The sequence below is a fragment of the Cryobacterium zongtaii genome, assembly GCF_002909375.1.
In the GTDB taxonomy this organism is placed as follows: domain Bacteria; phylum Actinomycetota; class Actinomycetes; order Actinomycetales; family Microbacteriaceae; genus Cryobacterium; species Cryobacterium zongtaii.
The window spans coordinates 1-24,904 of the sequence record NZ_PPXD01000026.1; the positions used below are offsets into that span (position 1 = coordinate 1).

The window sequence follows — 24,904 nt, forward strand, 5'->3', positions numbered from 1 at the left end:
ACGCGATTTGGCGGGAAACCCGACTCATCGGGCGAGCCTCGACGGTCAAGAGCACCACCGCGATTCTGCTCTCCGGCGAATCTCACGAAACCCCCAGTCTCGGTCGCGGCATGGTGGAGCTGCCCGACGATCTCCGTGAAGGTGACCTGCTCGCCATCCCCTGTACGGGTGTTGTCGCCCTCCGCGATGTCCGCGCGAGGCCGCAATTAGAAGACGACACGGTGACACCCCCCGAGCTTGACACCGCTGAATTGACCTGGCTGGCACAACTCGCATGAATCAACCACTGCAACCACAGAATCACAGCACGGAGGAATCGTGACTCTCATGTCCAGCATCATGGCCCGGCGGACCCTGGCGCATCGGGCCTCGACGACCGAGTGCTGGCCGGCGGGCACGGTGCATACCGAAGATGACCTCATCATCAACGGTGCTTCGCTGGTGCGCACCAGCAGCGACCAGACGCCCGCCGTTCGCATCGGCCCGGCCGGTAGCCTCTGGGCGCAGCAGACCCCATCACCGCAACGATTCATCACGGTGCTGCTCACCCGGGTGGAAGAGACTGGTTTCACCGATTCGCACCGTCGTCTAGTCGTTTGGGTCGACGCCGAGCTCGACCGCTGCCGCCCGATTCTGTCCGCGGCCCGTGTTGTCGGTCGGCGCAGCGTGGTTCACACGAAGCGCATGCAACTTCGTCCTCGACCGAAGGACGACATGCAATGGGTGTGGCTACCGTCCGACGTGGCCGTCGGCGACCTCATCGCAGTTCCCTGCGAGGGAACCGTACCCCTCAGCGACGCCCGTCGACACAGCCGCAATCCGGGCCGGCTCGGAGAGGAGCGTTCAGACGATCCGGATGATGATCTCCCTTTGGCCCGCGCGTGCTTGAAATGAGACTCCACGCCGAACTGGTGGTGCCACCGATCACAGCGCCTTCGATCGTCCTCCGGGGCGACGAGATCGACACCCTGCGGGCCTTTGCACACATGCCGAACGTGCTTGCAACACCCCCGATCCCGGGCCGGACGTTCCGTCGCCGTGCAGTTAAAGCCGTTGCGACAGGCATCAATGCGACATCGCCCGAGCTAACAGTCCGAGGGTTGAGGTCCCGACTTCGATGGGAGCTGCTCCCAAGCCAGCGGCTGTGTGATTGGTTGCCCCACCTCAAACACATCATCCTCGTCGTTGCCGAACCGAAACACTTGCGGGAAAGCGTCATGCTCAAAGCTGCAGACGGGTTTGCTGAGTACGCCCACGCGCACTTGGAGCGTATCTGCGGTGCCTATATAACCGTGACGGTACTGTTGGTGACCGATTGTGACCAACCCGGGTTGCTCGCAGAACGTATCGACCAGCGCGCCTCACGCAGCCCGCTCGAACCCTACCTGGCCCTACCATGGCGTTCCGTGGCGGAACAACCGATTCACCAGTCGGCTATCGCCGCGTACTGCTAAACCATAGCCACCAGTCTTGATTCCACGAGAGCCTCCAGCTCCCGGGGAAAGAGAGTTGGTGGCTACCGGTCGTTGCTGGCCGCAGCGAGATGTACCTGGGCGTTCGTGAGGACGTCCCACCACCCCACCTCGTGCTCCGCGGGTGATGAAACCCCGCTGACAAGCGCCGCGTCAGCACTGGTCATCGTCGCGGCCAGCGTCGCCAGGTACTGGCACTCGAGAGCGTGCCCGGCATCGGGCACCAGGTTAGATCTCGCCGCCGTTAGCTCGAGCACCTGCCCGTGAACCGGGCCGGCACATCGGGCCACGGCGACAGTTCCAAGAACATAGGACGTGACACAGGCCATGATGATCACCAGCCTCGACGCACGAGCCGCACCGAGCGAAATTAGAAGTCCAAGAACACCCGCCACGCCCAACACCATCCAGCCACGCCACAGGCGAACCCAGCGACGTTGCGGCGCCGAAACTCCCGGCGGGTACAACACGAGACGTTGGCCCACGCTGCCATACCGGCTGACCGAGACCGTGTAGGCTCTCCATCTGCACTGCCCTTTAAGGACAGGGGAAAGTCATTGGCAAAGCCGGCTTTTCGAACGAAGCGTTCGCGCACTATTCACCTCATAACCCTCGACCCAGAATCGCGTGGCTTTAGCGACTCCTACGGAACCCGCGCACCGAATACGGAAATCCTGACGGCTTCCCTACAGGTCGTGCGGACGGCCACGGACGGCCTCTCCATTTCGGCGGAATGCCTGACAATCCCTAGCCCTTCGTCATGACGCAATCCCAGCGAATTACGTTACGGATGACTGCGCAGCACTCGCCCGCTGATTCAAGAGATATGTCAAATGATATGTCGCTGATAGTCGTGATTATGGCAACAAGTAGCCTATATCTTCGCATTTGAGTGTGAATACGACAGCTCGACCCCTCTCCAGCGGAACAGGTTTGGCGGTCCGAACGATGGCACTGTCAACTGGCGCCACCGTTCTGCGCGAAGTCGGGCTCTTCCCAGCTGCCGTTGGGATGACGGGCGGTATGGGACTTTCGGCGGGGGTGCGCGTCCCGCTGCGTCGATATCGTCAATCTCATGCTTGATGTCACGGACACCCTAATTCAAGAACGAATACGTACCTGCGAGAACGCGTGCGCAGAGCTGATTGCGGTGAGTGAACTCTGTGCTGCCGAGTGCTTAGCCTTGACCGGTGATGAAGAGATCACCGCGTGTTTCACGGCCGACCTAAACTGCGTGGAAATCGGGATAGTGACAACGAGAGTGTTGTCTTGGACGACGCGCCCTAATCATGCAGCTGCTATCGCCGCTCTGGAAGCGTGCGAGGAAGCTTGCATGGAGTCAGTCGTAGCATGTGAACGGATGGCTCAGCTCTTTAGCGGCTGGAAACTCTGCACCGATGTATGTCACCGCGTGAGCAACGCCTGTGCAGAACTACAAGTCGCCCTCTCCATGGCTGAGAGTGAAGGATAACGCCTCCATGAACGAGCGCAGTAGCGGTAGACCCATCGACGTCTTCACGGCGGATGCTCCCCACGGATCTTGTATATCACGACTTGGGTTCCCGGAACCGTTCTGGGAGAGTACGCAGTTGACCGGGTGGTCCTCGTTGCGAGGCACAGGTGGCGCCATCAAAGGTGCCCGTGCGTGATCCTCAGCACGGGCAGTTCCTCTACGCCTAGGACCGTTTCGATGCACCACGTGCATCATCCGGGCCATCCCCGGCCTCAACAGGCCCGACCTGACAGCGGCACACCAGGTGACCTATTGCTGCCCGGTGATGGTTGTGGCTATCGGAAATCCGCGCGCTCCGGCGCCTGCAGCAGGTGTCACCGTCGATTGCGGGCAGTTCGTCGGTTGCGGTGTTTTCTCTGTTCTCGTCCATTTGGCTGCGTATCCTCACCGGTCACTCCTGGCGGTAGGTGACCCGCGATGTTCGATTGTCCGGCCGGCATTCACACGGCACGGCCGACGCTGCCCCGCCGCTACTCCATCGAGAAGTCGGCGAAATCGAAGCCGGGTGATACCAGGCAGCTGACCAGAGCGTCGTGCTCGCTCGGGACTGTGCGCTGCCAGACGTCGGCGCCGATGATCACCTGGGTGCGTTCCCCGCGCAGCAGCCGGCCGCCGAGGATCGCGGTCACCTCGGTGTCGGGCTCGTCGCCGGAGCCGCCGAGCTCGAGTTCCACGGTGCCCTGGCCGTTCCAGATCCAGATCTCGGTCGACGACACCCGGTGCCAGGCGGAGAACTCCCCCGCCGGCAGGAGGAAGTGGATGAGGGTGGCCGCAGGCCGGATGCGCTCCGTCCCGTCGGCATCCGTGAGCGTCACCGGCACCGGCGAGGTCCAGGTGCGCCGGTACCACCCGCCCTCCGGGTGCGGTTCGAGACCGAGTTCCACGGCCAGCGCCGGGCGCTCCAAACGTTCAATGAAATCGCCGGAGGCCGTGCGGCGGATGGCGAGCCTGCTGTTCAGTTCGTGCGTTGCCATCGGATGTCTCCCGAGATAATCGTTGCCTGGTTGTGTCCGTCGCCCGCTTCGACGATGGCGGCGACCACGTCGTGGGCAGTGGGCGCAAGGGTATCAAGCACCGCGAAATCGGCGAGTGCTCCCAAAGCGAGGCTACCGATCCGATGCTCGCCTGAGTCCATTCCCATCGCCACGGCCCCGCCGAGGGTGGCCGCGCGCAGCAGCTTGCTGTGCAGGTCGGCGTCGGCGTAACCCTGGGTGCGGGCCAGCGTGTACAGCGCCGCGACGTCACCCATCAGGTCGAGCGACGGCGTTGACGAGAGCGAATCGGTGCCGACGGCGATGAGATTGCCCTCCCGCAGGTACGCGGCGACGGGTGCCTCGTCGAGGCCGATCACGGCGTTGGAGCGCGGGCAGAGTGCGACAGCGGTGTGGGTGCGGCGCAGGATGGCGCGGTCGTCGGCGTCGGCGTAGATGCCGTGCGCGATGTGGCAGTCGGGGCCGAGTGCACCGATCGATTCGGCGTAGGACACGGGTCGTTGCTGGGTGCCGCCGCCGCGCAGTAGCGCGAACTCGCCGTAGCCCCAGGTGCGCCACTGGTCGGCCAGCTGGCCGGTGCCGCTGAGGGTGTATTCGGCTTCCCAGGCGGACTCGGCTAGGTGCATGTGACGGCGCACGCCGAGTTCTTCGGACAGGGTCGACAGGTCACGGATGACGTCGGTGTCGAGGGAGTACGGCGCGTGCGGGGAGAGTCCGAGGAAGTCACGGGGTCTGGTGCCGAGCCGGGTGATGGTCTCGGTGCGGCCCCTGGTCATCCACTCGTCGGTGAGCCAGCTCATCAGTTCCCAGTAGGCGATGCCGTGCATCTGGCCGTGTTTGAGCACTTCGAGGGCTTCGGTGTCTGTGACGATGTCGCTGATGGCCGTCGTTCCCGCGGCGAGGGCGATGGCGAGGCCGTCTGCGGCGGATTGGCCCCAGTCGTGCGGCTCTTCGTAGACCACCTGGAAGGCGCGTGACCAGTCTTCGAAGCCGGCGTAGACGCCTCGGCCGACGTCGGCCATGCAGGTGTACTGCAGGTGCGAGTGCGCGTTCACGTGGCCGGGCATGAGTACGCCCTCCCAGGCGTGTTCGCCCCAGTCGGTTCCGATGCGACGCAGGTCGCTGGTGAGTTCTGTTGCCGGTCCGACGGCGCTGATGCGACCGTCGATCACGAGCACGGCGCCGTCGCGGATGGGCTCCCGGGTGACGGGCACCACCCAGGGGGCCGTATGCAGCTGCGGGCGGGTGCGAGGCCGATCGGTGGTGGTGGGCGAACTGCCGAGGCTGTTCAGAAAATCCATAGTGCGGGCATCCGTCCGGTGAGACTGGCGGTCGTGGCGAGCAGGGCGAGAAGGAGGAAGAACCCGACGACGAGGTAGTCGACGGCGCCGAACCGGAGTTGGCGCAGCCAGGTGCGTTTTTGGGTGCCGAAGCCGCGCAGGTCGAGGGCATCGACGACATCCTCGGCATCGATGAAAGAGTTGACGGTGACCGGCACCATCAGTGGGCGCAACTGCAGCACCTTCTTGATCGGATTGTGGGTGGGCGGCGGCTCGTAGCCACGCAGCCGCTGGGCGGCGATGGTCTCCGCCAGGCTCGCGGCGGTCGACGGCAGGAATTTGAAGGTGAGGTCGATGCCGTAGGCGAATCGGCTGGGCAGACCGAGCCTGGCGAATGCCACGGCGAGGTCGCCGGGGCGGATCGAGAACGCCAACGGGAAGCCGGTGGCCGCGATCGCCAGAAACCGCAGGGTGAGGTTGGTGGCGTAGGAGATGCTGCCGATGGTGACGGGCACGCCGATCAGCGGAATGGTGGCTAGGGTGGCGTTGTCATCCGAGGTGGCCGACGCCTGGGCGCCGACGATGATGCCGTTGATGCCGGCCATGATCAGCACGAAGACCAGCACGAAGGTCCAGTTAGAGCGAACTTCCCGTAAGGGGATGCGGGCGCTGGCGTAATAGGCGAAGGCGATCACCACGAGCGCCGCCATCACCCGCAGGTCTTCAACCTGCGCGGCGACGACCACGGTCAGCGCGGGAACACCGATGAGCACGCGGGGATCCCGCCGGCCGAGGAACGACCGGCCGGCGAGATACCGCGGGGATACCTCCACTAGCGCCCGGCGAGGTTCTGCAGGGGCTTCCAGGCCTGGTCGAGCACCGGCGCGATTATGACAACGGCGATCGAGGTGGAGATGACGGCCGGAATGTACGCGCCGAAGAACCAGTACTCGAAGGTGTTGCCCAGCAGCAGGTCGGTGGCGGTGAACAGCAGGCCGACGATCACGGCGACGAACGCGATGAGGGCGACGCGGAGGATCTGCGCGCCGGTCTTCTTGGGTTCGGGAGTGTAGAAGGCGATCAGGCCGGTCACGAGGCCGATGAAGCCGTTAGCCAGGCTCCAGTTCCAGTAGGTGAGAAAGCCGAAGCCCTGGATCTGGTCGACGAGCGCGTTGCCGACGGCGCCGGTGAAGAAGCCCGCGATCGGGCCGAACCGGGCGCCGACGAACGGGATGATCGCGATGGCCGGGCGGATGGCGACGTTGGCCGTGCCGGGGATAATGAAGCTGAGTACGCCGAGGGCGCCGTACAGGGCGGCACCGATGGCGCCGAACACGATGGTGCGGGAACTGACGATCCAGGGGGTGCGGTTGCGGCGCTCTGTGGCTGTTGCGGTGCTCATGGGTGGGTCCTTTCGGTCGGGGCGAAGCAGAGGGAACGATCGGTGGTGAAACGGTGCGGATGCTACGGGCGAGACGGGTGCGGGTGCTGCTGTCAGGGAGCGGGTACGGGTGGGGCGCCGGCAACCTGGCGGGCCAGGTCCCAGGCGCGGGGCATTCGGCCGCTGCGGGGGCCGTGTTCACGGGCGGCCCGCACATAGTCGGTCTCTCGCAGCACACCGGTGCCGCCGACGACGGTGTGCCACAGGCCCGTGTCGTGCACGATCGCGGCAGGAGTGTCGTCGGCCACGATGCATCCGTCGCTGACCACGAGTACGCGGTCGGCCCTGGACAGCGCCATGTCGATGTCGTGGGTGATGAAGTAGATGCTGTCGATACCAGGCAGGTCCCAGATGGCGTCCAGGAAGTGGGTGGCGCTGCGCTCATCCTGGCCCGCGGTGGGTTCGTCCAGAATCAGGGTGCGCGGCTGCAGAGTGAGGGCGAGTGCCACGGCGAGCCGACGCTGCTGGCCGAAGGAGAGGGTGCGCGGCGGCCGAGAGAGGATCTCGGGTTCCTCGTGCAGCAGCACCGCCTCGAGGGCCACCCTGGAGATCTCCAAGGTCTCTGCCTCGGTGCGGCCGAGGTTCTTCGGGCCGAAGGTGAGTTCGGCGGCGACGGTGTCACTGAACAACGCCTGGGCGGGATTCTGGAACAGGTAACCGCAGATGGCGACGAGGTCCTTGGCACCCAGGGTCTCCACGGGCACGTCGTCGAGCAACACCTCACCGGAGAGGGGTTCGACTAGGCCGACGGCGGCGCGCAGCAGGGTCGATTTTCCGGCGCCGTTGTGGCCGAGGATGGCGACCCGCTCCCCCGCGTGCAGCCGGGTGGTGACGTCGGAGAGGATTGTGGTGCGGCCGTAGCCGAGGTGAGCGTCGACGAATTCCAGCCGGGATGCGCCCGCGGTGGCGCAGTCGGGTTCCGGCACCACAGGCAGCCCGTCCGGTTCGCTGCGGTGCCGGTCGACGAGGGTTCTGAACGGCAGTTTGACGGCCTGCGGTGAGGCCACGGCAAGGAAGCCGGCCAGGTCGCCGCTGTACCGGGTGGCGCCCTGGTCGAGGTAGAGCACTAGGTCCGGCGCCAGGGCCACGATCTCGTCGACCCTGTGCTCCACGATGAGGGCGGCGCCGCCGCCGCGCACGTATTCCCGCACGGCGTCGAGCAGCCGGTGAGAGGCATCCGGGTCGAGATTGGCGAGGGGTTCGTCGACGATGATCAGCGCGGGCTCGAGAATGAGGATGCCGGCAAACGCGACCAGTTGCAGCTGGCCGCCGGAGAGCTCGTGCGGGGCGCTCTCGAGCAGATCTTCAATGCCCAGTCGGCGAGCAACGGCCTGGGCGCGGCTCAGGATCTCGGCCGGACGAACGCCGCGGTTCTCCAGGCCGAAGGCCAGCTCGGCGAGGACCGAGTGGCCGACCACCTGCTTGGCCGGGTTCTGAAGCAGGGTGCCGACGGTGTCGGCGATGCCGCGCAAGGAAACCGCGGTCGCGTCCTGTCCGTTGACCAGGACGTCGCCGCTGACCTCCGCCCGGTACGAGCGGGGCACAAGTCCGTTGACCACGCGCAGCAGGGTGCTCTTGCCACAGCCGGAGGGCCCCGCCACCAGCACGATCTCGCCGGCGGAAATGCTCACGGTGGCGTCGACCAGCGCGGGCCTGACGGCAGACCGGTAGGTGACGGTGACCCCCTGCAGCTCCACAAGGGCGGTCATGATCGCGCTCCGGTGATCGATGCGGCGACGGAGGACTCGGCCGACAACCGGGGATTGGTGCTCCGCCAGCCGCCCAGGAATTCTTGCTGGGCACGGCTGGGCACGTCGAGCCGTGCGCCCATGGCGGCCAGCTTGGCGCGGGCCACTCGGTCGTCGACGCTGGCGGGCAGGAGATGCACGGCGTTGGCCAGTCCGGCTCCGTGGGTGAGCAGGTGCTCGATCGCGGCGGTCTGCACACCGAAGGCGAGGTCCATGATCTCGATCGGGTTGCCCTCACCGGCGGTGCAGTTGATGCAACCGCCGTCGTCGAGAATCAGGATGTTGCGCCCGTTGGGCAGGGCGAAACGTTCCACCAGGGCGGCCGCCGGATGCCGGGTGGCGCCGGCTGCGAGCACGGCATCGAGGGCGATCTCCTGGTCGACGCCGCCGGACACGGCCACGGCGGCGCCCTCCGGCAGGGCGAGGAGGTGTTCGACGTCGATGGTGTGGGCGATGCCCGTGGCCGAGATGAGCAGGTCGGCGGTGCGAGCTGCGCGCGCGAGGGCATCGACCCGGAAACCCGCGAATGCGGCCTCGAGGGCCTTGACGGGGTCGACTTCGGCGATGGTGACGCGGCCGCCGAGCGCGGCGACTTCTCTGGCGACACCGCGGCCGACGTAGCCGTATCCGGCGATGACCACGTTGCGGCCGGCCAGCGGGCTGCCGAGCAGGTCGAGCATGGTCAGCACGGTGGACTGACCGGTGCCGTAGCCGTTGTCGAACAGGGTTTTGCAGAGCGCATCGTTGGCGGCGAGCACGGGGATGCGCAGCTCACCGGCGGCCTGCATTACCCGGAGCGGGCGCAGGCCGCTGGTGGTTTCCTCCGTGGCCCCGATCATGGTCTCCAGTGCGGCGGGACGGTCGGTGTGGGCGAGCCTGGTGATGCTCGAGCCGTCGTCGACGAGGATGTCAGGGCGCTGGTCGAGCAGATCGAGGGCGAACGCATGGTCCATGGCCGTAGTGGCGTCGGTGCGGGAGAACACCGTGACGCCGGCCCGGTCGAGCGCGGCGGCGGTGTCGTCGCGGGTGCTCGAGGCGTGGCACATCACCGACACGTCGGCGCCCGCCTTTGCCAGCTCGAGGGCCAGGTTGGCGGTTTTGGGCTCGAGCACGAGTACCAGGGCGATTTTCTTCCCGCGCAGCAGTCCGCTCTCGGCGAGTTGACCGCATAGGCTGCGGGTGACCGGCATGAACCGGGCGGCCCAGTCGATCTTGTCCTGTCCTTGCTGCCACAGGCCGGGGTCCAGGATGCGGCCGTTCACGATCGCACCGCCGACAGGGCGGAATCCACGACGCGGTCAACGGCGACCGCGCTGATGGTGAGAACGAAGACGTCCCTGGTGAGGGCGAAGCCGCGGATCCGGTCGCGGGCCGGCACGGCCGGGTGCGCGGCGAACGCGGCCAAATCGACGGCAGCCGTCTCGCCGGCAGGTGCGGCGTCGACGATGACGAGGGGATGCGGCGGGGGGCCTTCGTCTAGGTCCCCGACGTCGATCGCTCCGGGCCTGAGCGGAGCCTGCTCCTCACCGGTGGCGAAAACGAGGTCGGTCTCGGCGGGGATGCGCACTCCATCGGTGCGGGCCGGGTAGGTGTCGTGACCGTGGGACGCGAAGCTTGGCAGCGCTGCGGCGTCCGTACTTGTGACGGCGACCCTGGCCCCCATGATGCCGAGGGAGAAGGCGAGCTCGGCGGCCAGCGGCCCGGCTCCCACGACGAGCACCCGGCTGCTGGCCACGAGCAGGTTGGTCTGGCTGGCGAAGACGCGCACTGCGCGCTGGGACCATTCGGTGCGGGCGGGCTGGGCGTCCGGCATTCTCTGAACCTCGGTTCCGCGCAGATCTAAGCGCTTAGAACGGAAACACTATTGAGGTGATGTTACGAACGTTCGAGCTGTGATTGCGACTGTGTTACGTCGTGCGACGTCACAGGGCGGGGCGGTCCGGTCCAAGCGCCCGGTGGTCGCCATCCCGCGAAGGGCGCGCCGGTAGGCTGGCGACATGAGCGACGCGCCGAAACGGCCCACTCTGGCCGACGTTGCGCGGGAGGCCGGCACGTCGACCGCGGTCGTCAGCTATGTCGTCAACAACGGTCCACGCGCTGTAGCCGCCGCCACCCAAGTCAAGGTCGAAGCCGCCATCGCCAGGCTCGGCTACCGGCGCAACTCGCTCGCCGGGGCCCTCAGTGTGGGCCGCACCAACCTGGTGGGCCTGCTCGTGCCGGACTCGTCAAACGCGTTCTTCAGCGAACTCGCCCGCCACATGGAAGTGGCGGCCCATACGCGCGGCTATCTCACCCTGCTCGGAAACACCAACTACGACCGAGAGATCGAGCGCGGCTATGAGAGTGCCTTCTCCGACGTGCAAGCCGCGGCGATTTTCGTGGTCACAATCAACCCGGATGCGCCGGTGGTCGACAACACCCCCCGCATCTACGTGCACTCCGCGCCCGCCACCGGAAACACGTCGAGCGTGCACTTCGACGACGAGGCGGGGGCCAGGCTCGCGGTGGAACACCTGCTCGGCCACGGCCATACCGAGATCCACTGCGTCACCAGCCTCGACGACTACGGACCCACCGGACGCCGGGCGCGCGGCTGGGCCGCGGCCATGGATGCAGCAGGCCTGGCCACCCACGGCCTGCTGCACCGGGTTCCGATGGACCGGATCAAAGCCGAGTCCGCGCTGCGGGGGTTGCTGACCGCCGGCGCTCCCCCGGCGATCTTCGCCACCACCGACGAACACGCCATCGCCGTGATGCGGGCCGCCGTCCTGGCCGGCATCCGCATTCCGGAACAGAGCGCGCTGGTCGGATTCGACGGCATCAGGGAGGCCCTGCAGGGCAGCGTGCGCCTCACAACGGTGGCCGTGTCGCTGGCCGCGATGGCCGAGCGAGCATTCGACCATCTGGCCCGCTGGAACCCCGACGCCCCGCATCCGGTCACTGTACTGCCACCGACACTCGTGAACGGGGAGACCTGCGGCTGTCACGTCCCTTCTCCTCCGGCCTGATCAAACCGGTTCCGCCGCCACTGGCCAAGCTGCTTGCTAACGGCGACCAGCACGTTGGCCACTCCAGTTCCGAGCGACCGAAAATATCAGCCGGGTCCGCTCGTAGTAGCGAGGCGTGTCGGGCGTAGGCCCGGTAGCGGCCGCCATCTATTTAGCCGTCAGGCCGGGATCGCTAACGTCTTCTGCCTCACGGGACAGGCAAGCGATTCCGGGCAAATACTGGGACTCGGTGAGACGTGCTCACTGGTACCCTCTAGCTACGTGTCGGCACCGACACCCGTGTCGTTTCTGCGCCGCGCGACACACGGGGGAACGCAGTCAGATGGTCGCAGTCAGAGCATGGTCCACGACCCCGGAAGTCGCTCACATCGGATTGCGCGAGGCCTTTCCCACGCTGGTGCGGCGGCCGACCGGCGTTTTGCAAGGCACCAGATGGCTGTTCACCTGGCTGGCTCTTCTCTCCCTCTTGTTCAGCCTGCCCGGCGTAGTGGCTTTGGCTAGCGGAGATCGGGGGGCGTTGCTGCTTGCGGCAGGTGCCACCGTCACCCTCTGGGGTTCCTGGGTCTATGGCTTCCTGCGCCAGCGGGTGCCATTGGGCCTGGAGGTGCTCGACGCCTTCGCTATCGCCGCGTTCGCGTTTGCGAGCCGTTCGCCGGTTGCGGTGATGCCACTTCTGTTCGCGTCCATTTGGCTGCGCACCCTCTACGGCTGCCCATGGCGCTCAGCGGCCCGGGGCGTTCTGTACACCGCAACATTGCTGGCCGTCGGCGTCCTATCGCCGCTGGTGCGTGAGTACGCGACAGGACCGAGCATACTACAGGACGCCGGTGTTGTGTCGATCGCGTTGCTCACCCTCCTGGTTGCTGGGAAGCTGCGCGACGAATTGCGGGCACACGACTGGGCCATCGAACGCGATCAGGTGCTCACTCAGACTGGCGTGAAGCTGCTCAGCCTCAGCGACCCGGAAGACATCCGCGTTCTCGGCTGGAATACGGCGCGCAATCTGCTTTCCATCACACCCGGCCTACGGGTCGTCAAAGTCGTTCGCGACGGCCAACGTTTGCGGGTCGGGCCGAGCATTGGTCACTTTTCTTCCGAACTGCCGGCGGAACTGCCCGGGGCTGTCATCGACTGCGCAGGCCCCGCAGAGCAGGCACGCATGGGCGACGTTGGTCCACTCGACGAGGCCGTGGGTGGCATCCTCGCGTGGTCATGCACGGCCTTGGCCGAGGAAGATAACGCGGCCTGGCTCCTCGTGGGCGCTCCAGTGCGCCTGTCCGAAAGCATGACTATGTCGGTGCGCGGTCTAATGAACCAGGTTAATCTGGCATTGCGCAACAGCGATACTAACCGGCAGCTACTGGCGCAGGCCAAACACGACGCGCTCACCGGGCTCGAGAACAGGCCTTCCTTCACCCGCAAACTGGCCACCGAACTCAACCAGAGCACCTCAAACGCTTTGCATCTTTTGTTTCTTGACCTCGACGATTTCAAGGACGTCAACGATCAATTTGGCCACCGAGTTGGCGACAGTGTGCTGACCGAGGTCGCAAAGCGGCTCCGGCACCACATCCGCCCGCAAGACATCTTCGCCCGGCTCGACGGGGACGAATTCGCGGTGGTCCTGACAGGAACAACAGACGACGTCGCAGCGGCTATTGCACACCGAATGATCGCCTCCCTGGCTTCGCCATTCACCGTCGACGGGCAAACCGTGGCGGTCGGTGCCAGCGTGGGCGTAGTCTCGGCCAGCCCCGGCATCGACCTCGACGACCTCGTGCACCAGGCCGACGTAGCGGTGAATGCAGCGAAGGTTAGCGGCAAAGGCCAAGTGAAAGTGTTCTCGCCCGGCCTACTGCACAGCGAGTCGTCACTGGACTCTTTCGAACACCAATTGAGCCAGGCAGCGAGCCGGGGCGAACTCGTGGTGCACTACCAGCCGATCGTGTCACTGACCGACCTCCACTGCACGGGAGCCGAAGCACTCGTCCGGTGGCAGCACCCGGAGCGGGGACTCCTGTTCCCCGGCGATTTCGTAGCCCTGGCAGAAAGTTCTAACACCATCTTGACTATGGGCGCGTTCGTGCTGCGCCAAGCCTGCGCCGACGCGGCAACCTGGCCAAAAGCTCGGCGCGGCGTACCGCTGACGGTGGAGGTAAATGTCTCCGCCCGAGAACTGGAAAACGAGCACTTCGTCGACTCAGTCCTCATGTCCCTCAAAGACAGCGGTCTGTCTCCGACGTGCCTGGTACTCGAACTCACCGAGTCAGTCGTGCTGGAATCAGGCGCGGCAATGGATCGATTAGAGACGCTCGCCGCGCACGGCATCCGCATTGCCCTCGATGACTTCGGCACCGGATACTCGTCCCTGGTGGCCCTGCGATCGCTACCCATCTCCGTGGTGAAGCTTGACGCGAGTTTCGTAGCCGGGGCACTGCGCAACCCCGTGGATTACATCGTCGTGGAATCGACCGTGCACATGAGTACCAAGCTGGGCATCAAGACCATCGCCGAAGGCGTTGAAACACCCGACCAGCAACAGCTCCTCGCGCAGATGGGCGCCGACGCAGCCCAAGGCTACCTTTACTGCCGTGGCCTACCAGTGGAACAATTCCTCGAGTGGCTCGAAACTCAGAGCGCTTCGTAAGCCGCTAATAATCGAGCCATCCACCGTTCCCCACCCAAAAACCTGTGTGGTCCCTCATGTTGTCGGTGCCCGTCTCGACTCGGATCGTGCTGTGGATGATGCCGTCCATGATCGCGTTCGCGTGAACACCGGAGCCGAGGTGCTGGTGCCAGTCCTTCTGTGAGTACCCCCTCAGCTCCAGCAGCATGCAGCGCATCGATGCCGACGGCCAGTCCAGCAACCATTCGTCAATGACGAGCAGCGTGTACGCGGCGTATCTGGAGGAACTTGCCGCCGCCGAGAGGGGGGGGTCCTTGGGCGGCGACCCAGGCTTTCTCGACGGCGGGCATGCGGACCTAGTGGGCGCGGATGCCATGCTCGCAGGCGGGTTTCGCGATCGTGCCGCCCAAATTCGATTCTCCCAATCCGGTGAACCTCTGGAAGACCACGTTCTGTTGCCGGGTCACGAACGAGTCAGTGCCGAGCTGAGTCAGCAACGGCCCGTTCAGACAGCGCTCGTCGAGCGAATTGATGCGGCTCAAATCCGCGTTCGGAGAAGGCAGCCCCACCCATCGGGTCAGCCCGGTGACCTTGGATTGCGAGAATCACATGTTGACTCTAATATTGGCGACGGCGCGGGCCAGAAACGTTCATCACGGTTTAGCGCATGCTGCCAATATTGCACCGTCCGGTGCTGGCCAAAGACCGGTCGATGCGGCTCATCCGCCGCAGGAAGGCGATGAATCGATGCGTATACCTTCTGCCCCCCTTGATCGCAGACAGGAAGCTCCATGACCGTTACCGCTAATTTCGAATGCGAACTCGCCACAGAATTGGAATCGGTAGTGCGAGGAGTACCTGGTGTGAACACCCTGTATCCGACCGCTCCCCTCGTGGCGAGAATTGTCGGTGCCATTGTCAGTGGGTTTACACAGAGAGAAGCGGCATCTGACCTGGTCACCATCACAATGGGCGAAGCTGGGCTGAACGTGTTTGCCGCCGTTCGTGTCGTCGGCTCGGAGCCCGCCACTGAAGTGTGCCGGCTCGTATTTGACTCGATCGCCACGGTCCTAGCTGCCCACTCGCCGGTGCCAATCGACACCATCAAAGTGACGGTTGCTAGCATCGGCTGATGTGCACCCGCGTTTCGGCCGCGCGTCTCAACCGATGCGGGCATCCGTCTTCAGTTCCACCTCGTTGGGCCCTTCAGAACGGAAGGCCTAGCTAGGACCGTGACTCCACCGTCTCGGGGCACGAGCCGAAGCCCGTCGTGCGGCCGCCATAAACGCCGCCAACACGGCCTCGGTAGCGGCCGCAGCATTGAGCAGCGATCGCCATAGTCTTGTCCATCAATTTCTGTGAATTCACCCGCCCCACAAACAGCCAGTCATTGCCGGGGTTCCCGCCTCCCTCCGGGTCGGGTAGGTCCGAAGCTGGCAACGAGGCGATCTACTCTGTGAAGCGCACCCGTTTCGGTAGGGATCGCCACGGGCCCAGCATCCCCGTAGGGCCTCGTTGACTTCGAGTTCCCGGGCGCGGTGCACATTCTCTCTTGTGCTGTGCCCACTCGCTGGAGTCAGGGCCAGGGCAATGACGTGGGTCCTTAGAAGAGTTCTGTAGCGGTCGAGTGTGGGCTTAGGTGGCGGGAAGCGCGTCGACAAGTTTGCCGTCGACGAGGTGCACAACTCCATGCATGCGAGGGAGGTGGACGAGGTCGTGGGTGACGAGCAGGGTTGACGTGCTCAACTCATCGGTGAGGCGCAGAATAAGGTCGATGATGCTGGCGCCGCGTTCTTGGTCCAGTGCGCTGGTGGGTTCATCGACGAGAAGGACGCTGGGGTCGTTCATGAGTGCCCGCGCGATGTTGACGCGCTGGCGCTGACCGCCGGAGAGCTGGTGCGGACGTTTGTCGCGTTGGTCGGCGAGGCCGACCGCGTCGAGGAGCGCATCGGCCCGTGTGGCGGCTTTTGGGCGGTTCCGCCGGCTGCGCCGGGCACCGAGCTCGTTCATGACGGTCAATTGCTCCCGCACGGTAAGGGAGGGGATGAGGTTGGACTGTTGGAAGACGATTCCGATCTTGCTGCGGCGCAGTTCGGTCGCTTCGCCGGGGGTCAGTCCGGTGGCATCGATGTCGTCGATGAGGACCTGGCCTGCGTCTGGCCGGATGAGGGTTGCCGCGACAGCGAGGAGGCTCGATTTTCCTGAACCGCTGGGTCCGGTGATGCCGGTGACGGTTCCGGGGTGGGCGGTGAGGGTGACGTGGTCGACGGCGGTGACGCGGCTGTCGCCATCGGGGAAGGTGAGGGTGATGTTGTTCAGGCGGATCATCGGTTGCTCCCAAGTGCGGTGAGGGGGTCGGCGGAGGTGACGGAGCGCAGCGCGAAGGCGGCGCCCGCGAGGCCGAGCGTGATCATGATCACGCCGGGCAGAATCGTCGTGACCGGGCTGAGCAGGAAGGGCAGTGCAGTGCCGGCGAGAGTTCCCAGGACGGCGACGAGTCCTAAGCCGGATCCGATGCCGACGAGCAACACGATGAGTGCTTGGCCGAGAGCGTCACGAACAAGTGATCTGGTGCTGGCTCCGAGGGCTTTGAGAACGGCGATGTCGCCCTTTCGCTGCATGGTCCAGACCGTGAAGAACGCGCCGATTACCAGGCCGGAGATGCCGAACAACATGGTGACCATGAGCAGCAGCGATCCGATCTCGGAGCGGAACGCGCTGAGCGCCATTAGGGAACCCAGGGTGTTCTCGGACACTGTCGCGTTCGCCGAGTCGGCGGCATCCCAGTCAGGGTTTCCGGCGACGGCAAGGACTGTGGCATAGGCGTCCGGGTTCCCGGTGGCGGCGGAGTAGGCCTGCCAGTCGTGGAGGGTCATCTGCACGACGGGTGTGTGGCTGTACCAGCCGTCTCCGTCGATGGTCTCGACGGTATAGGTGGTGCCGGCGATCGTGACGTCATCGCCGGTTGTGACGCCGAGGTCTGTCGCCGCGGGATCGGACAGGCCCAGGCGGCCGTCGCGGGTGGGTGCGGCCTGGTTGAATCCAGGTTGCACACCGAAGACGGCGATCGCGGCGCGGGTGGTGCCGGCTTCGCCGCGGGTCTGGCTGATCCCGATGGGTTCCGCGGCGGTGACCGCATCGGTTGAAGCCCAATCCCTCGCCTGCTGCTCAGTGATGGTGGAGTCGGAGAAGGTGGCACTGGATTCCCCTGCAGCAGGGGCAGAGAAGACGATGCGTTCACCTGGAAGTGCGAGCACGGCCGAGATGTTCTGGGTTGCGAGCCCTCCCGTCAGCCCGCTGAGAAAACCGACGAGAACGGTGATGAGGCCGACGACGGAGCCGATGAGGACGAACCGGCCTTTGGCGAAGCGAAGATCGCGTAACGCGACGAACATGTGTGTGCCTTTCCTGCCACCGAATGTGATGACAGTTCCCACTTTCCCGTTTCGCGCCGGTTCCGTCATCGGCCGCCCGAACACCGTTTCGCACCCGGAGTGTGTACTCGCCCGTCGTACTTTCGAACGATGATCCTCAGACGGTGGACACGTAAACTCAGGCCATGGTCCACACTGCTCTGACCCCGGTCTTCGTGGGACTGCGAACTGGCCTGCACGCATTGTTCGTCGCCTTGACAATTCTCGTCATCGTCCGTGCGGTGGTCGCCCCAACCGACGCGAGCGTCATTGTCTTCGTCCTATCGGTGGCCCTCCTGGTGACATACGGCCTCGGGGCGGTCATCGGCCGTCCTGGTCGATTCCGCTCTCGCTTTCCGAGGCAGAGCTGGTTGGCTGTGCTCACCTTCGAGTGGGTGGCCCTGCTGTGGCTGATCCCGGAGGCCGCATACCTGGTCTTTCCCCTGTTCTTTCTCTACCTCCATCTCCTCGGCCGATGGCGGGGGTCCGCCGCGATCTTGGTTTCAACGATCGTGGCGATCTGCACCCTCGGGGTGCATGGCGGATGGACCGTCGGCGGGGTGGTGGGCCCCTTTATCGGCGCCGGTGTCGCACTCCTGATCGGCCTCGCCTACCAAGCGCTGGCCCGCGAGGCAGAACAGCGCGAGGCCCTCATGAGGGACCTGATCAATACCCGGGGACAACTCGCGGCGACCGAACGTGAAGCCGGCGTTCTGGCAGAGCGCGCCCGCCTCGCCCGAGAGATCCACGACACGCTGGCTCAGGGGCTCTCCAGCATCCAGATGCTGCTGCACGCCGCCGAACGCACCGACCCCGACCGGCCCGGCGTCGAGCACATCCGGCTGGCACGCGAAACGGCCGCAGCGAACCTCGCCGACGCCCGCCGGTTCATCCGCGAGCTCACCCCACCGCAACTCGACGACCAAGGTCTCGGCGGTGCACTCCGCAGGCTCGCTCATACCCAGTGGTCGACACGGGGTCTCGACGTGAACGTTCGGGTTTCCGACAGCGTCGCGCTGCCGATGCATCTACAGACTGCGCTTCTCCGAATCGCACAGGGCGCAATCGCGAACGTCATCCAACACGCCCACGCCACCACCGCGACCATCACCCTCGCCATCGACCGGGACGAGCTGTGCTTCACCATCGTTGACGACGGGACCGGATTCGACCCGCTTCTCCCCACGAGGAATACGCCCGAAAAGACGGATTCATTCGGCCTGCAGGCCACTCAAGAGCGTGTGCAACAGCTCGGCGGAACCCTCACCATCGACACCGCACCAGGCCGCGGAACTACCCTGGCCGTCAACCTATCCCGCACGGAGACCCCATGATCAGACTCGTGATCGCGGATGATCACCCCATCGTCCGTGCCGGACTTAACGCACTGTTTAGCCTCGAGGAGGACTTCGACGTCGTCGCCGAAGCGGCCACCCCGGACGAGGCCGTGCAGGCCGCCGAGCGCGAGAATCCGGATGTCGTGCTGATGGACCTTCAATTCGGTGCCGGTGAGGCTTCCACCGGCGCTGACGCCACCCGACGCATCCGGGTTCTTGATGCGGCCCCGTATGTGCTGGTACTGACGAACTACGACTCGGATGCTGACATCCTCGGCGCCGTCGAGGCGGGGGCGAGCGGCTATCTCCTCAAAGACGCGCCACCGCACCAGCTGATTGCGGCCGTCCGCGCCGCGGCCGCCGGGGAGAGCGCCCTCGCACCCGTGATCGCCTCTCGACTATTGAGTCGGATGCGCGCCCCCCAGGTCAGCCTCAGCGCCCGTGAAATGGAAGTGCTTGAGCTCGTCGCCCGCGGCAAGTCCAACACCGGGGTCGCAGCTGATCTCTTCCTCACCGAAACGACTGTCAAGTCGCACCTCGCGCATATCTTCTCGAAACTGAACGTCGGTTCCCGGACCGCCGCAGTATCCGCCGCCCGAGACCGCGGAATCTTGCGCTGACCGTGCTCCCTATCTGTCCAACTCCTCGCCCAACCCGTGTCCACTCTCCGGGCTCAAGGCCAGTATTAGCGGACAGTTCCGATTGGCCGTTAACTGGCTAGCCCCAGTACGCCATCTCTTGAGCGAGCGTATGACGAGATCGTGCGAGTGATCCGCTCACTGTTGATACGGGTACGCCGAACTCACCCGCGATCACCAAGTAACTAAAGCCGGAGCACCCACGCATCGTGCTTCCCGCGCCGGAAGGATAGATTCCAAAAATGGTGGTCAAGCGAATTGCGTTAGCGGCGCTTGTAGCGGGTGCTCTGGTCTTTGGCCTTGCCGGCTGTACAGGTCAGCTCGAGCTAGCCAACACGTTCACTGATGCCGCCGAAGACCACGGATTCAACTGCACTGACACCGTTCCTTCCGACGAAGCAGTAAGAGAAATGGTCACCTGCCAGGCGACTGACGATCGCGTTTTGCTCGTCACTTTTGATGACGGCGCAGCGCTCAGAGCCAGCGAAGGGGCCTTCACTTCAGGCGGCTCAGAGGCGCAAAGCTCTGTCGTCTACGGAGACCGTTGGGTGGTTGTTGGATCGAACGATTCCGACGTCACGGAGCTTGCCAAAACGCTGGAATAAGGTCCTGGCAAAGAGTAAACAGTAGACGATGCCCCGCCCCTCTCGGGCGGGGCATTCTCCGTCTCGGTACCAAAAACTGAGGGCCGATCCGGGCCTCATGGCCCCGGTGTACGCCGAATTGTGCCGGCCGCCTCGGACGCGCCTGCAGCCGCCGCTTTTCTCTTCGGGCTCTGGCCCTCACCGTCTTCCATCGTGTCCGTTTGGGGATCGTCTACCGGCCACTCCCCCGCCTGGGCAACACGCCCGGAATGACGCGGCCGCGGCGCGTCCGGTTGTGCCTGTCGGCCCTTTGCGGCGCCGTTCTGTGATCGCTATTTGGCGCATCGAGCTGGTTACTCGAGTCGGCTCAAAGCGAGTAGCCAGCTTCTTGTATCCCATGGGATATGAGGCGCTTGGGTTGCGGGACACTTTCAGGGCTCACGAGCGCTTTGTGAGGCTTGGCCGAAGGAAAAGTCCCTTCTTCCACCGCTACGGTGCGTTGGTTGTCGGATTCCGGCAGCCGCCATGCTGGCGATGATCCACGCCGATTTGGAATAACCTAGCCGCGAGTGGGCCGATCCACTCATCGACTGAACGGAAGTATGACTTGTGGACACCACTCTTGTAGGCCCTCGAATGCGTCGTGGCACCGCTCCCTTGTTGGCGGTCACTCATGAACGCTGAGATGGCGGCGGTGCTTTGGGACATGGACGGGACGATCATCGACTCGGAGTCAGTCTGGGGAGAAGCTCAACACCGATTGGTGGCACAATACGGCGGTCGTTGGACGGATGCCGACGTCACTGCACTAATAGGTTCAACAATGGAACAGACGGTAACGGCTCTGCGGTCGGCGGGGGTGGACCTAGATGATGACGCGATCGCTCACGCATTGGAGACCGCGGTCATCAACTCCCTCCGCGAGGAAATTGTCTGGAGGCCCGGGGCCCGCGAACTTCTCCGGAGCCTCGGCCACGCGGGCATCCGCCAGGCGATTGTGACCACGTCTTCGACGAGCCTCGTCGATGTCGTCGTGCGGGCGCTTGAAGCCGACCTAACCTTTTCCACCGTCGTGAGCGGCGACGACGTTGCGCACGGGAAACCTCACCCAGAACCCTATTTGACTGCGGCGGCCCGCCTTAGCGTCGATATCGCTGATTGTCTGGCAATCGAAGATTCGATCACGGGGCTTCGGGCTGCGATCGCTTCTGGCGCGGTCGCGTTAGGGGTACCCAACGACGTCGCGCTCGAGGAAGGAAGAGATCACGCGCTTTGGGACACACTCCACGGAAGAACCGTAAAAGACGTGTTACACCTATTTAGTTCCCGACGTGGCGTCACTGCACCCGGAATGTTCTAGCCGCGTCCGCTTTGCTTGGCGACTGTGATGTTTGGGCTGATCCGCTCGACAATTAACTCGTGCTCGCACTCTATACGGACGTGGCCAGCACCTTGAGCATCAGCCCGCCCATCGACGTCGCCTCGGCAAGGTGAAAGACCGACCGACGGGCTATCACTGCGCTGTTGAAGAGTGCATCTCCATGCCGTGATTGTCGCCGAGCTTTGCATTCGGGCTACGGTGCTTTTATGGCTCAGTTGATTTGGGATATGGATGGGACGCTACTGGACTCTACGCACGTAGTGCCCGAGGCATTCGTGACTGTCGCTCATCGGCTTGGAGCGCACGATATCGATCGCGATCAGGTCGTCGCGGCATACTCTCGTGGCGTACCGGAGGTGATACTTCCACACCTTGTCGGCCGACCGGTTACCGACCCGGAAATGAGCCTCTACTATGAGTGTCTTCGAGGCCAGCACATCGAGCCCTACGCTGGAATCATTGAGACTCTCGCTGAAGTTCGGCGGCTAGGACAACAGGTCGTGGTCTTCACAGGAGCCAGTTCCCGGGCTGCTCGCATCCTGTTTGATGCCGCAGGAATTGACGTCGACCTCCTTATCGGCGGTGATCACGTTCAGCACCCCAAGCCCGCACCAGACGGCGTAATTCGTGCAGCACAGGACGCAGGGGCCTCACTGGCCAACGTGATCTATATCGGCGACGCTCCCGCTGATCTTCAGGCAGCGCAATCGGCTGGAGCAGCGGGAGCTGCGGCCGCTTGGGGACACCTATACGACCCAAAGGCGCCGGCCACCGTCACGCTCCGACGACCTGAAGATGCTCTCTCCCTGATCGGACACAACACGGTCGCTGCCTCTCACCCACACGTGTCCCGCTGAGGGATCGTCTATCGTACGTTCGTCGACGCGTGACTTGGGTCCTTCTGTAGCTGGGCAAAAGCTCTCCGCCCATCTCCGATCTCGGCACCGATGAGCCGCGCAAGCCAAAGAGCCCCTGAGTACTAACCAGGTCCCGCTCGCCGTCCCACCGACGGTCCGGCTTACGGGGCGCTACATACATTCACGTGAGGCGGCAAAGATCCTTGATTGGATCTGCAGCAATGATCATCAGGATGATCCAGGCCATGATCGCTCCTCGAGGCGGAAGTCATCAGACTGGGCTGCAAACCAAGCAGTAGAAGCCGTCTCAGCTGCCCCCGACCAGATAGAAGTGACGGTGGCGGTCGCGCTACTGATTGCAACGCCAGTGCGTGCGAAAAATTGAGAGAGCGGCGTTCGTCGTGCCAGTCGACCGGTGCTCGGTGCAAGTTCCAGTTTCATTTTTTCGTACTCCTTATGCGTGGGCGAATCAATCATGTTGACGGTGTGCGGTAGGGCAATGAGCGTCTAGGCCATCGTTTTCCTCGAGCGCGAGAGACTTGGCGCGAGAAGAATAACCACTACACCGACCACGATCAGCACACAGAGGCCCCATCTGAGATCTGTGGCTTCCGTTAGGCCGCCAACGAGGGGGCTGGTGACGAGGAATCCGATCCGCATGAGCCAACTGACCAGAGTGACCCCGGCCCCCGCGCTGATTCCAGGAAGTGCGGCGGCGGCCGTCAGTGCGCTGGGGACGAGCGTGGCGGAGCCATAGCCGGCCATCGCGAGGCCGAGCAGCAGGGTTACGACCTGGTCATGCGTGCTGACGACAAGCAGCGCACCCGTCGCGATAAGGAGGCCGCCCAAGCGTGCGACTGCAGTCCGCCCGAAACGGTTGATGAGCAGATCGCCTGAGAATCGACCTACGCACTGGCTGCCGATGGTGACGGTGAACGCGAGGCCGGCGAGGGCTACCGGCATTCCTCCGATCTGGACCGCTGACATAGCTGCCCAGTTGTTCGCGACGTCTTCCAGCATCGTCCCGCAGATCGCAATTGCGATAAGCGGCAATGCGGCCACGAATGCGAGCCGCAGGCCCCCACGCGGCCGGGCGGCATCCGCGGCCGACGCCACGGGCGCCTGCGCGGCTGGCCCGACCAACCAACCACCCGCGATGACGAGCAGGAAGCAAAGTGCTGCAACCACCGCGAGGAAGACTCGCACGTCTACCCCTCCGGCTGCGGCCAGGGTGGCGACGGCGCCGCTGGCAACTCCGCCGAGGCTCCACAGCGCGTGCATCGACGAAAGAATTGATCGCCCGGCCAGATCCTGAACTCTGATCCCCGCAATGTTCTGAGCTACGTCCACGATGGCGTCGAAGAAGCCGATGAGAAAAATGGTCCCCGCGAGCATCCAGCCAGAGGTAGCCCAGGCCGCTGCGGCAACCGAGGCGCCCACGAGTGCCGTGCCGAGCACGGCTACGGGTATCGCCCCGAAGCGAGCTATGAGCGGAGTCGGCAGAGCCGATGAGGCAATCGCGCCGACAGCGAAAGCTGCCACGATCAAGCCGAACTCTGCTGCGCCGAGGCCCAGCCGCTGAGAGAGCAGCGGGTACCACGGGAGCAGCGCTGCGAAGACGGCCCCGTTGCTCGCGAACATGATTCCCACACCCGCTGGAGCCGCTCTTGATACTTTGCCTGTCTTCGTCATATCGAGCACTGTACGATCTAGAATGATCACGTGCAACGATCAGAACGCCACCGATTGATCATTCGCTCTGTTGATTCCGGTGTTCGTACCGTCGACGATCTGGTTACCCTCACGGGCGCCTCTGCCGTAAGCATCCGGCGCGATCTCGTGGAATTGTCCGAGCAAGGCGCCCTGAGACGTATTCGGGGTGGTGCCGCACCCTCGCTTAGCCGTGGAGCGCGGTATCCATTCGAGATTCGCCGTAGTGCTGACGCAGCCGAGAAGATGATGCTGGCTCGAACGGTCGCCGGCCTCATTTCGCCCGGCGATTCCGTGCTCATTGACAACGGCACGACGGCGCTGGCTGTTGCGGAAGGACTGTCCGGCCTTGGCATCACTGTAATGGCGCTGTCTCTACATGCCGCCGCCGCGCTGGCCCGGACGCCGGGAAATGAAGTGATCGTGCCGGGGGGTGTGGTCGGACCCGACGACCTGGCTTTCACGGGACCGGGTGCAGCGGAAGCGGTTCGGGCAATGAGGTTTGACTTCGCTATTCTCGGAGCGTGCGCAGCCGACCCGGAAACCGGCCTAACGGTAGCCGGATGGGGAGACGCTCAAGTTAAGCGGGCCGCCATCGAATGCGCCCGGCGCGTCGTGCTGGTCGCCACCCCCGACAAGTTCGAACGCACAGCCGCTCACCGATTTGGCAGCCTGAAAGACCTCGACACGATTGTCACCACCCGCGACGTGCCCGCTGAAGTCATATTCGACGCAAGGGAAGCAGGGGCCACCGTAATCGTGGCATCCGAAGAGCTCGCGTAGCGCGAGCAGGTAACTGGTAGTTCTCCCGGCGGCGGCTAAGGCCGGGATCACTTCTCGCCCGAGTGGTGCGAGGCGGATCGAAGCGATCCCAGAGGCAGTGCACGAGGGGGGGCTACCACGG

The 24,904-nt window shown here is 64.5% G+C and carries 23 protein-coding genes and 2 pseudogenes; 13 read left to right on the plus strand and 12 right to left on the minus strand.

The features are described from left to right. The 3 genes and pseudogenes from C3B61_RS19935 to C3B61_RS19940 form a co-directional block, all read left to right on the plus strand. Positions 1 to 278 (plus strand): annotated as a pseudogene (locus C3B61_RS19935) (hypothetical protein); the annotation flags it as partial. A 49-nt stretch (positions 279 to 327) separates the two neighbouring features. Beyond that, positions 328 to 894: a hypothetical protein gene (locus C3B61_RS15350; protein WP_103461449.1), complete on the plus strand. Its 567-nt coding sequence runs from the start codon at positions 328 to 330 to the stop codon at positions 892 to 894. After that, the gene (locus tag C3B61_RS19940; protein ID WP_103461450.1) at positions 891 to 1,454 is read left to right on the plus strand and encodes a hypothetical protein; all 564 of its coding nucleotides are present in this window, start codon (positions 891 to 893) and stop codon (positions 1,452 to 1,454) included. Before C3B61_RS15350 ends, C3B61_RS19940 begins: the two co-directional genes overlap by 4 nt. A 62-nt stretch (positions 1,455 to 1,516) precedes the next feature. On the opposite strand, the pseudogene C3B61_RS15360 reads toward C3B61_RS19940, so the two are convergent. Further along, a pseudogene (locus tag C3B61_RS15360) lies at positions 1,517 to 2,011 on the minus strand (DUF6611 family protein); the annotation flags it as partial. Between the two features lie 536 nt (positions 2,012 to 2,547). Between C3B61_RS15360 and C3B61_RS20385 the strand changes: the two are divergent. Further along, on the plus strand, positions 2,548 to 2,943 hold the full coding sequence (locus C3B61_RS20385; protein ID WP_482764186.1) for a four-helix bundle copper-binding protein: 396 nt from the start codon (positions 2,548 to 2,550) through the stop codon (positions 2,941 to 2,943). Positions 2,944 to 3,455: 512 nt separating this feature from the next. On the opposite strand, the gene C3B61_RS15365 is transcribed toward C3B61_RS20385, so the two are convergent. From C3B61_RS15365 to C3B61_RS15395, 7 genes are all read right to left on the minus strand, one after another. Beyond that, positions 3,456 to 3,959 carry a cupin domain-containing protein gene (locus tag C3B61_RS15365; RefSeq protein WP_103461452.1) on the minus strand — a complete coding sequence of 168 codons (504 nt, stop codon included), beginning with the start codon at positions 3,957 to 3,959 and terminating at the stop codon, positions 3,456 to 3,458. Continuing rightward, a complete protein-coding gene (locus tag C3B61_RS15370; RefSeq protein ID WP_103461453.1) occupies positions 3,941 to 5,278 on the minus strand; it encodes an amidohydrolase family protein in 1,338 nt (445 codons plus the stop codon). Before C3B61_RS15370 ends, C3B61_RS15365 begins: the two co-directional genes overlap by 19 nt. Then, the gene (locus C3B61_RS15375) at positions 5,266 to 6,090 is read right to left on the minus strand and encodes an energy-coupling factor transporter transmembrane component T family protein (protein ID WP_103461454.1); all 825 of its coding nucleotides are present in this window, start codon (positions 6,088 to 6,090) and stop codon (positions 5,266 to 5,268) included. The genes C3B61_RS15370 and C3B61_RS15375 overlap by 13 nt, the downstream gene beginning before the upstream one ends. Further along, positions 6,090 to 6,659, minus strand: a complete 570-nt coding sequence (locus C3B61_RS15380) for an ECF transporter S component (protein WP_103461455.1) — start codon at positions 6,657 to 6,659, stop codon at positions 6,090 to 6,092. Before C3B61_RS15380 ends, C3B61_RS15375 begins: the two co-directional genes overlap by 1 nt. 92 nt (positions 6,660 to 6,751) lie before the next feature. Further along, entirely contained in the window at positions 6,752 to 8,407 is a 1,656-nt protein-coding gene (locus tag C3B61_RS15385; protein WP_103461456.1) for an ABC transporter ATP-binding protein, read from the minus strand. Beyond that, a complete protein-coding gene (locus tag C3B61_RS15390; RefSeq protein ID WP_165791195.1) occupies positions 8,404 to 9,708 on the minus strand; it encodes an adenosylhomocysteinase in 1,305 nt (434 codons plus the stop codon). Before C3B61_RS15390 ends, C3B61_RS15385 begins: the two co-directional genes overlap by 4 nt. After that, complete coding sequence (locus C3B61_RS15395; protein ID WP_103461458.1) at positions 9,705 to 10,259, minus strand: hypothetical protein; 555 nt, start codon at positions 10,257 to 10,259, stop codon at positions 9,705 to 9,707. Before C3B61_RS15395 ends, C3B61_RS15390 begins: the two co-directional genes overlap by 4 nt. A gap of 184 nt (positions 10,260 to 10,443) precedes the next feature. On the opposite strand from C3B61_RS15395, the gene C3B61_RS15400 reads away from it, so the two are divergent. Further along, positions 10,444 to 11,454, plus strand: coding sequence for a LacI family DNA-binding transcriptional regulator (locus tag C3B61_RS15400; protein ID WP_103461459.1), 1,011 nt, complete (start codon positions 10,444 to 10,446; stop codon positions 11,452 to 11,454). A gap of 322 nt (positions 11,455 to 11,776) precedes the next feature. Further along, positions 11,777 to 14,101 (plus strand): putative bifunctional diguanylate cyclase/phosphodiesterase, encoded by a 2,325-nt coding sequence (locus tag C3B61_RS15405; protein ID WP_103461460.1) that lies wholly within the window; start codon positions 11,777 to 11,779, stop codon positions 14,099 to 14,101. A gap of 335 nt (positions 14,102 to 14,436) precedes the next feature. On the opposite strand, the gene C3B61_RS15415 is transcribed toward C3B61_RS15405, so the two are convergent. Beyond that, complete coding sequence (locus tag C3B61_RS15415; RefSeq protein ID WP_103461461.1) at positions 14,437 to 14,622, minus strand: P-loop NTPase family protein; 186 nt, start codon at positions 14,620 to 14,622, stop codon at positions 14,437 to 14,439. A 249-nt stretch (positions 14,623 to 14,871) separates the two neighbouring features. Between C3B61_RS15415 and C3B61_RS15420 the strand changes: the two genes are divergently transcribed. Next, positions 14,872 to 15,213, plus strand: coding sequence for a hypothetical protein (locus tag C3B61_RS15420; RefSeq protein WP_133160335.1), 342 nt, complete (start codon positions 14,872 to 14,874; stop codon positions 15,211 to 15,213). Positions 15,214 to 15,715: 502 nt separating this feature from the next. On the opposite strand, the gene C3B61_RS15425 is transcribed toward C3B61_RS15420, so the two are convergent. Then, entirely contained in the window at positions 15,716 to 16,408 is a 693-nt protein-coding gene (locus tag C3B61_RS15425; RefSeq protein WP_103461463.1) for an ABC transporter ATP-binding protein, read from the minus strand. Next, positions 16,405 to 17,475, minus strand: a complete 1,071-nt coding sequence (locus tag C3B61_RS15430) for an ABC transporter permease (protein ID WP_103461464.1) — start codon at positions 17,473 to 17,475, stop codon at positions 16,405 to 16,407. Before C3B61_RS15430 ends, C3B61_RS15425 begins: the two co-directional genes overlap by 4 nt. Positions 17,476 to 17,639: 164 nt before the next feature. On the opposite strand from C3B61_RS15430, the gene C3B61_RS15435 reads away from it, so the two are divergent. From C3B61_RS15435 to C3B61_RS20335, 5 genes are all read left to right on the plus strand, one after another. After that, entirely contained in the window at positions 17,640 to 18,827 is a 1,188-nt protein-coding gene (locus C3B61_RS15435) for a sensor histidine kinase (protein WP_103461465.1), read from the plus strand. Beyond that, positions 18,824 to 19,450, plus strand: coding sequence for a response regulator (locus C3B61_RS15440; RefSeq protein ID WP_103461466.1), 627 nt, complete (start codon positions 18,824 to 18,826; stop codon positions 19,448 to 19,450). The genes C3B61_RS15435 and C3B61_RS15440 overlap by 4 nt, the downstream gene beginning before the upstream one ends. Before the next feature lie 260 nt (positions 19,451 to 19,710). After that, a complete protein-coding gene (locus C3B61_RS15445; protein WP_103461467.1) occupies positions 19,711 to 20,073 on the plus strand; it encodes a hypothetical protein in 363 nt (120 codons plus the stop codon). Between the two features lie 652 nt (positions 20,074 to 20,725). Then, on the plus strand, positions 20,726 to 21,412 hold the full coding sequence (locus C3B61_RS15450; RefSeq protein WP_103461468.1) for an HAD family hydrolase: 687 nt from the start codon (positions 20,726 to 20,728) through the stop codon (positions 21,410 to 21,412). 248 nt (positions 21,413 to 21,660) lie between these two features. Further along, complete coding sequence (locus C3B61_RS20335; protein ID WP_425266427.1) at positions 21,661 to 22,290, plus strand: HAD family hydrolase; 630 nt, start codon at positions 21,661 to 21,663, stop codon at positions 22,288 to 22,290. 507 nt (positions 22,291 to 22,797) lie between these two features. On the opposite strand, the gene C3B61_RS15460 is transcribed toward C3B61_RS20335, so the two are convergent. Beyond that, the gene (locus C3B61_RS15460) at positions 22,798 to 23,982 is read right to left on the minus strand and encodes an MFS transporter (RefSeq protein ID WP_208858840.1); all 1,185 of its coding nucleotides are present in this window, start codon (positions 23,980 to 23,982) and stop codon (positions 22,798 to 22,800) included. 30 nt (positions 23,983 to 24,012) lie between these two features. Between C3B61_RS15460 and C3B61_RS15465 the strand changes: the two genes are divergently transcribed. Continuing rightward, positions 24,013 to 24,783: a DeoR/GlpR family DNA-binding transcription regulator gene (locus C3B61_RS15465; RefSeq protein ID WP_103461470.1), complete on the plus strand. Its 771-nt coding sequence runs from the start codon at positions 24,013 to 24,015 to the stop codon at positions 24,781 to 24,783. The last annotated feature ends 121 nt before the right edge of the window (positions 24,784 to 24,904 follow it).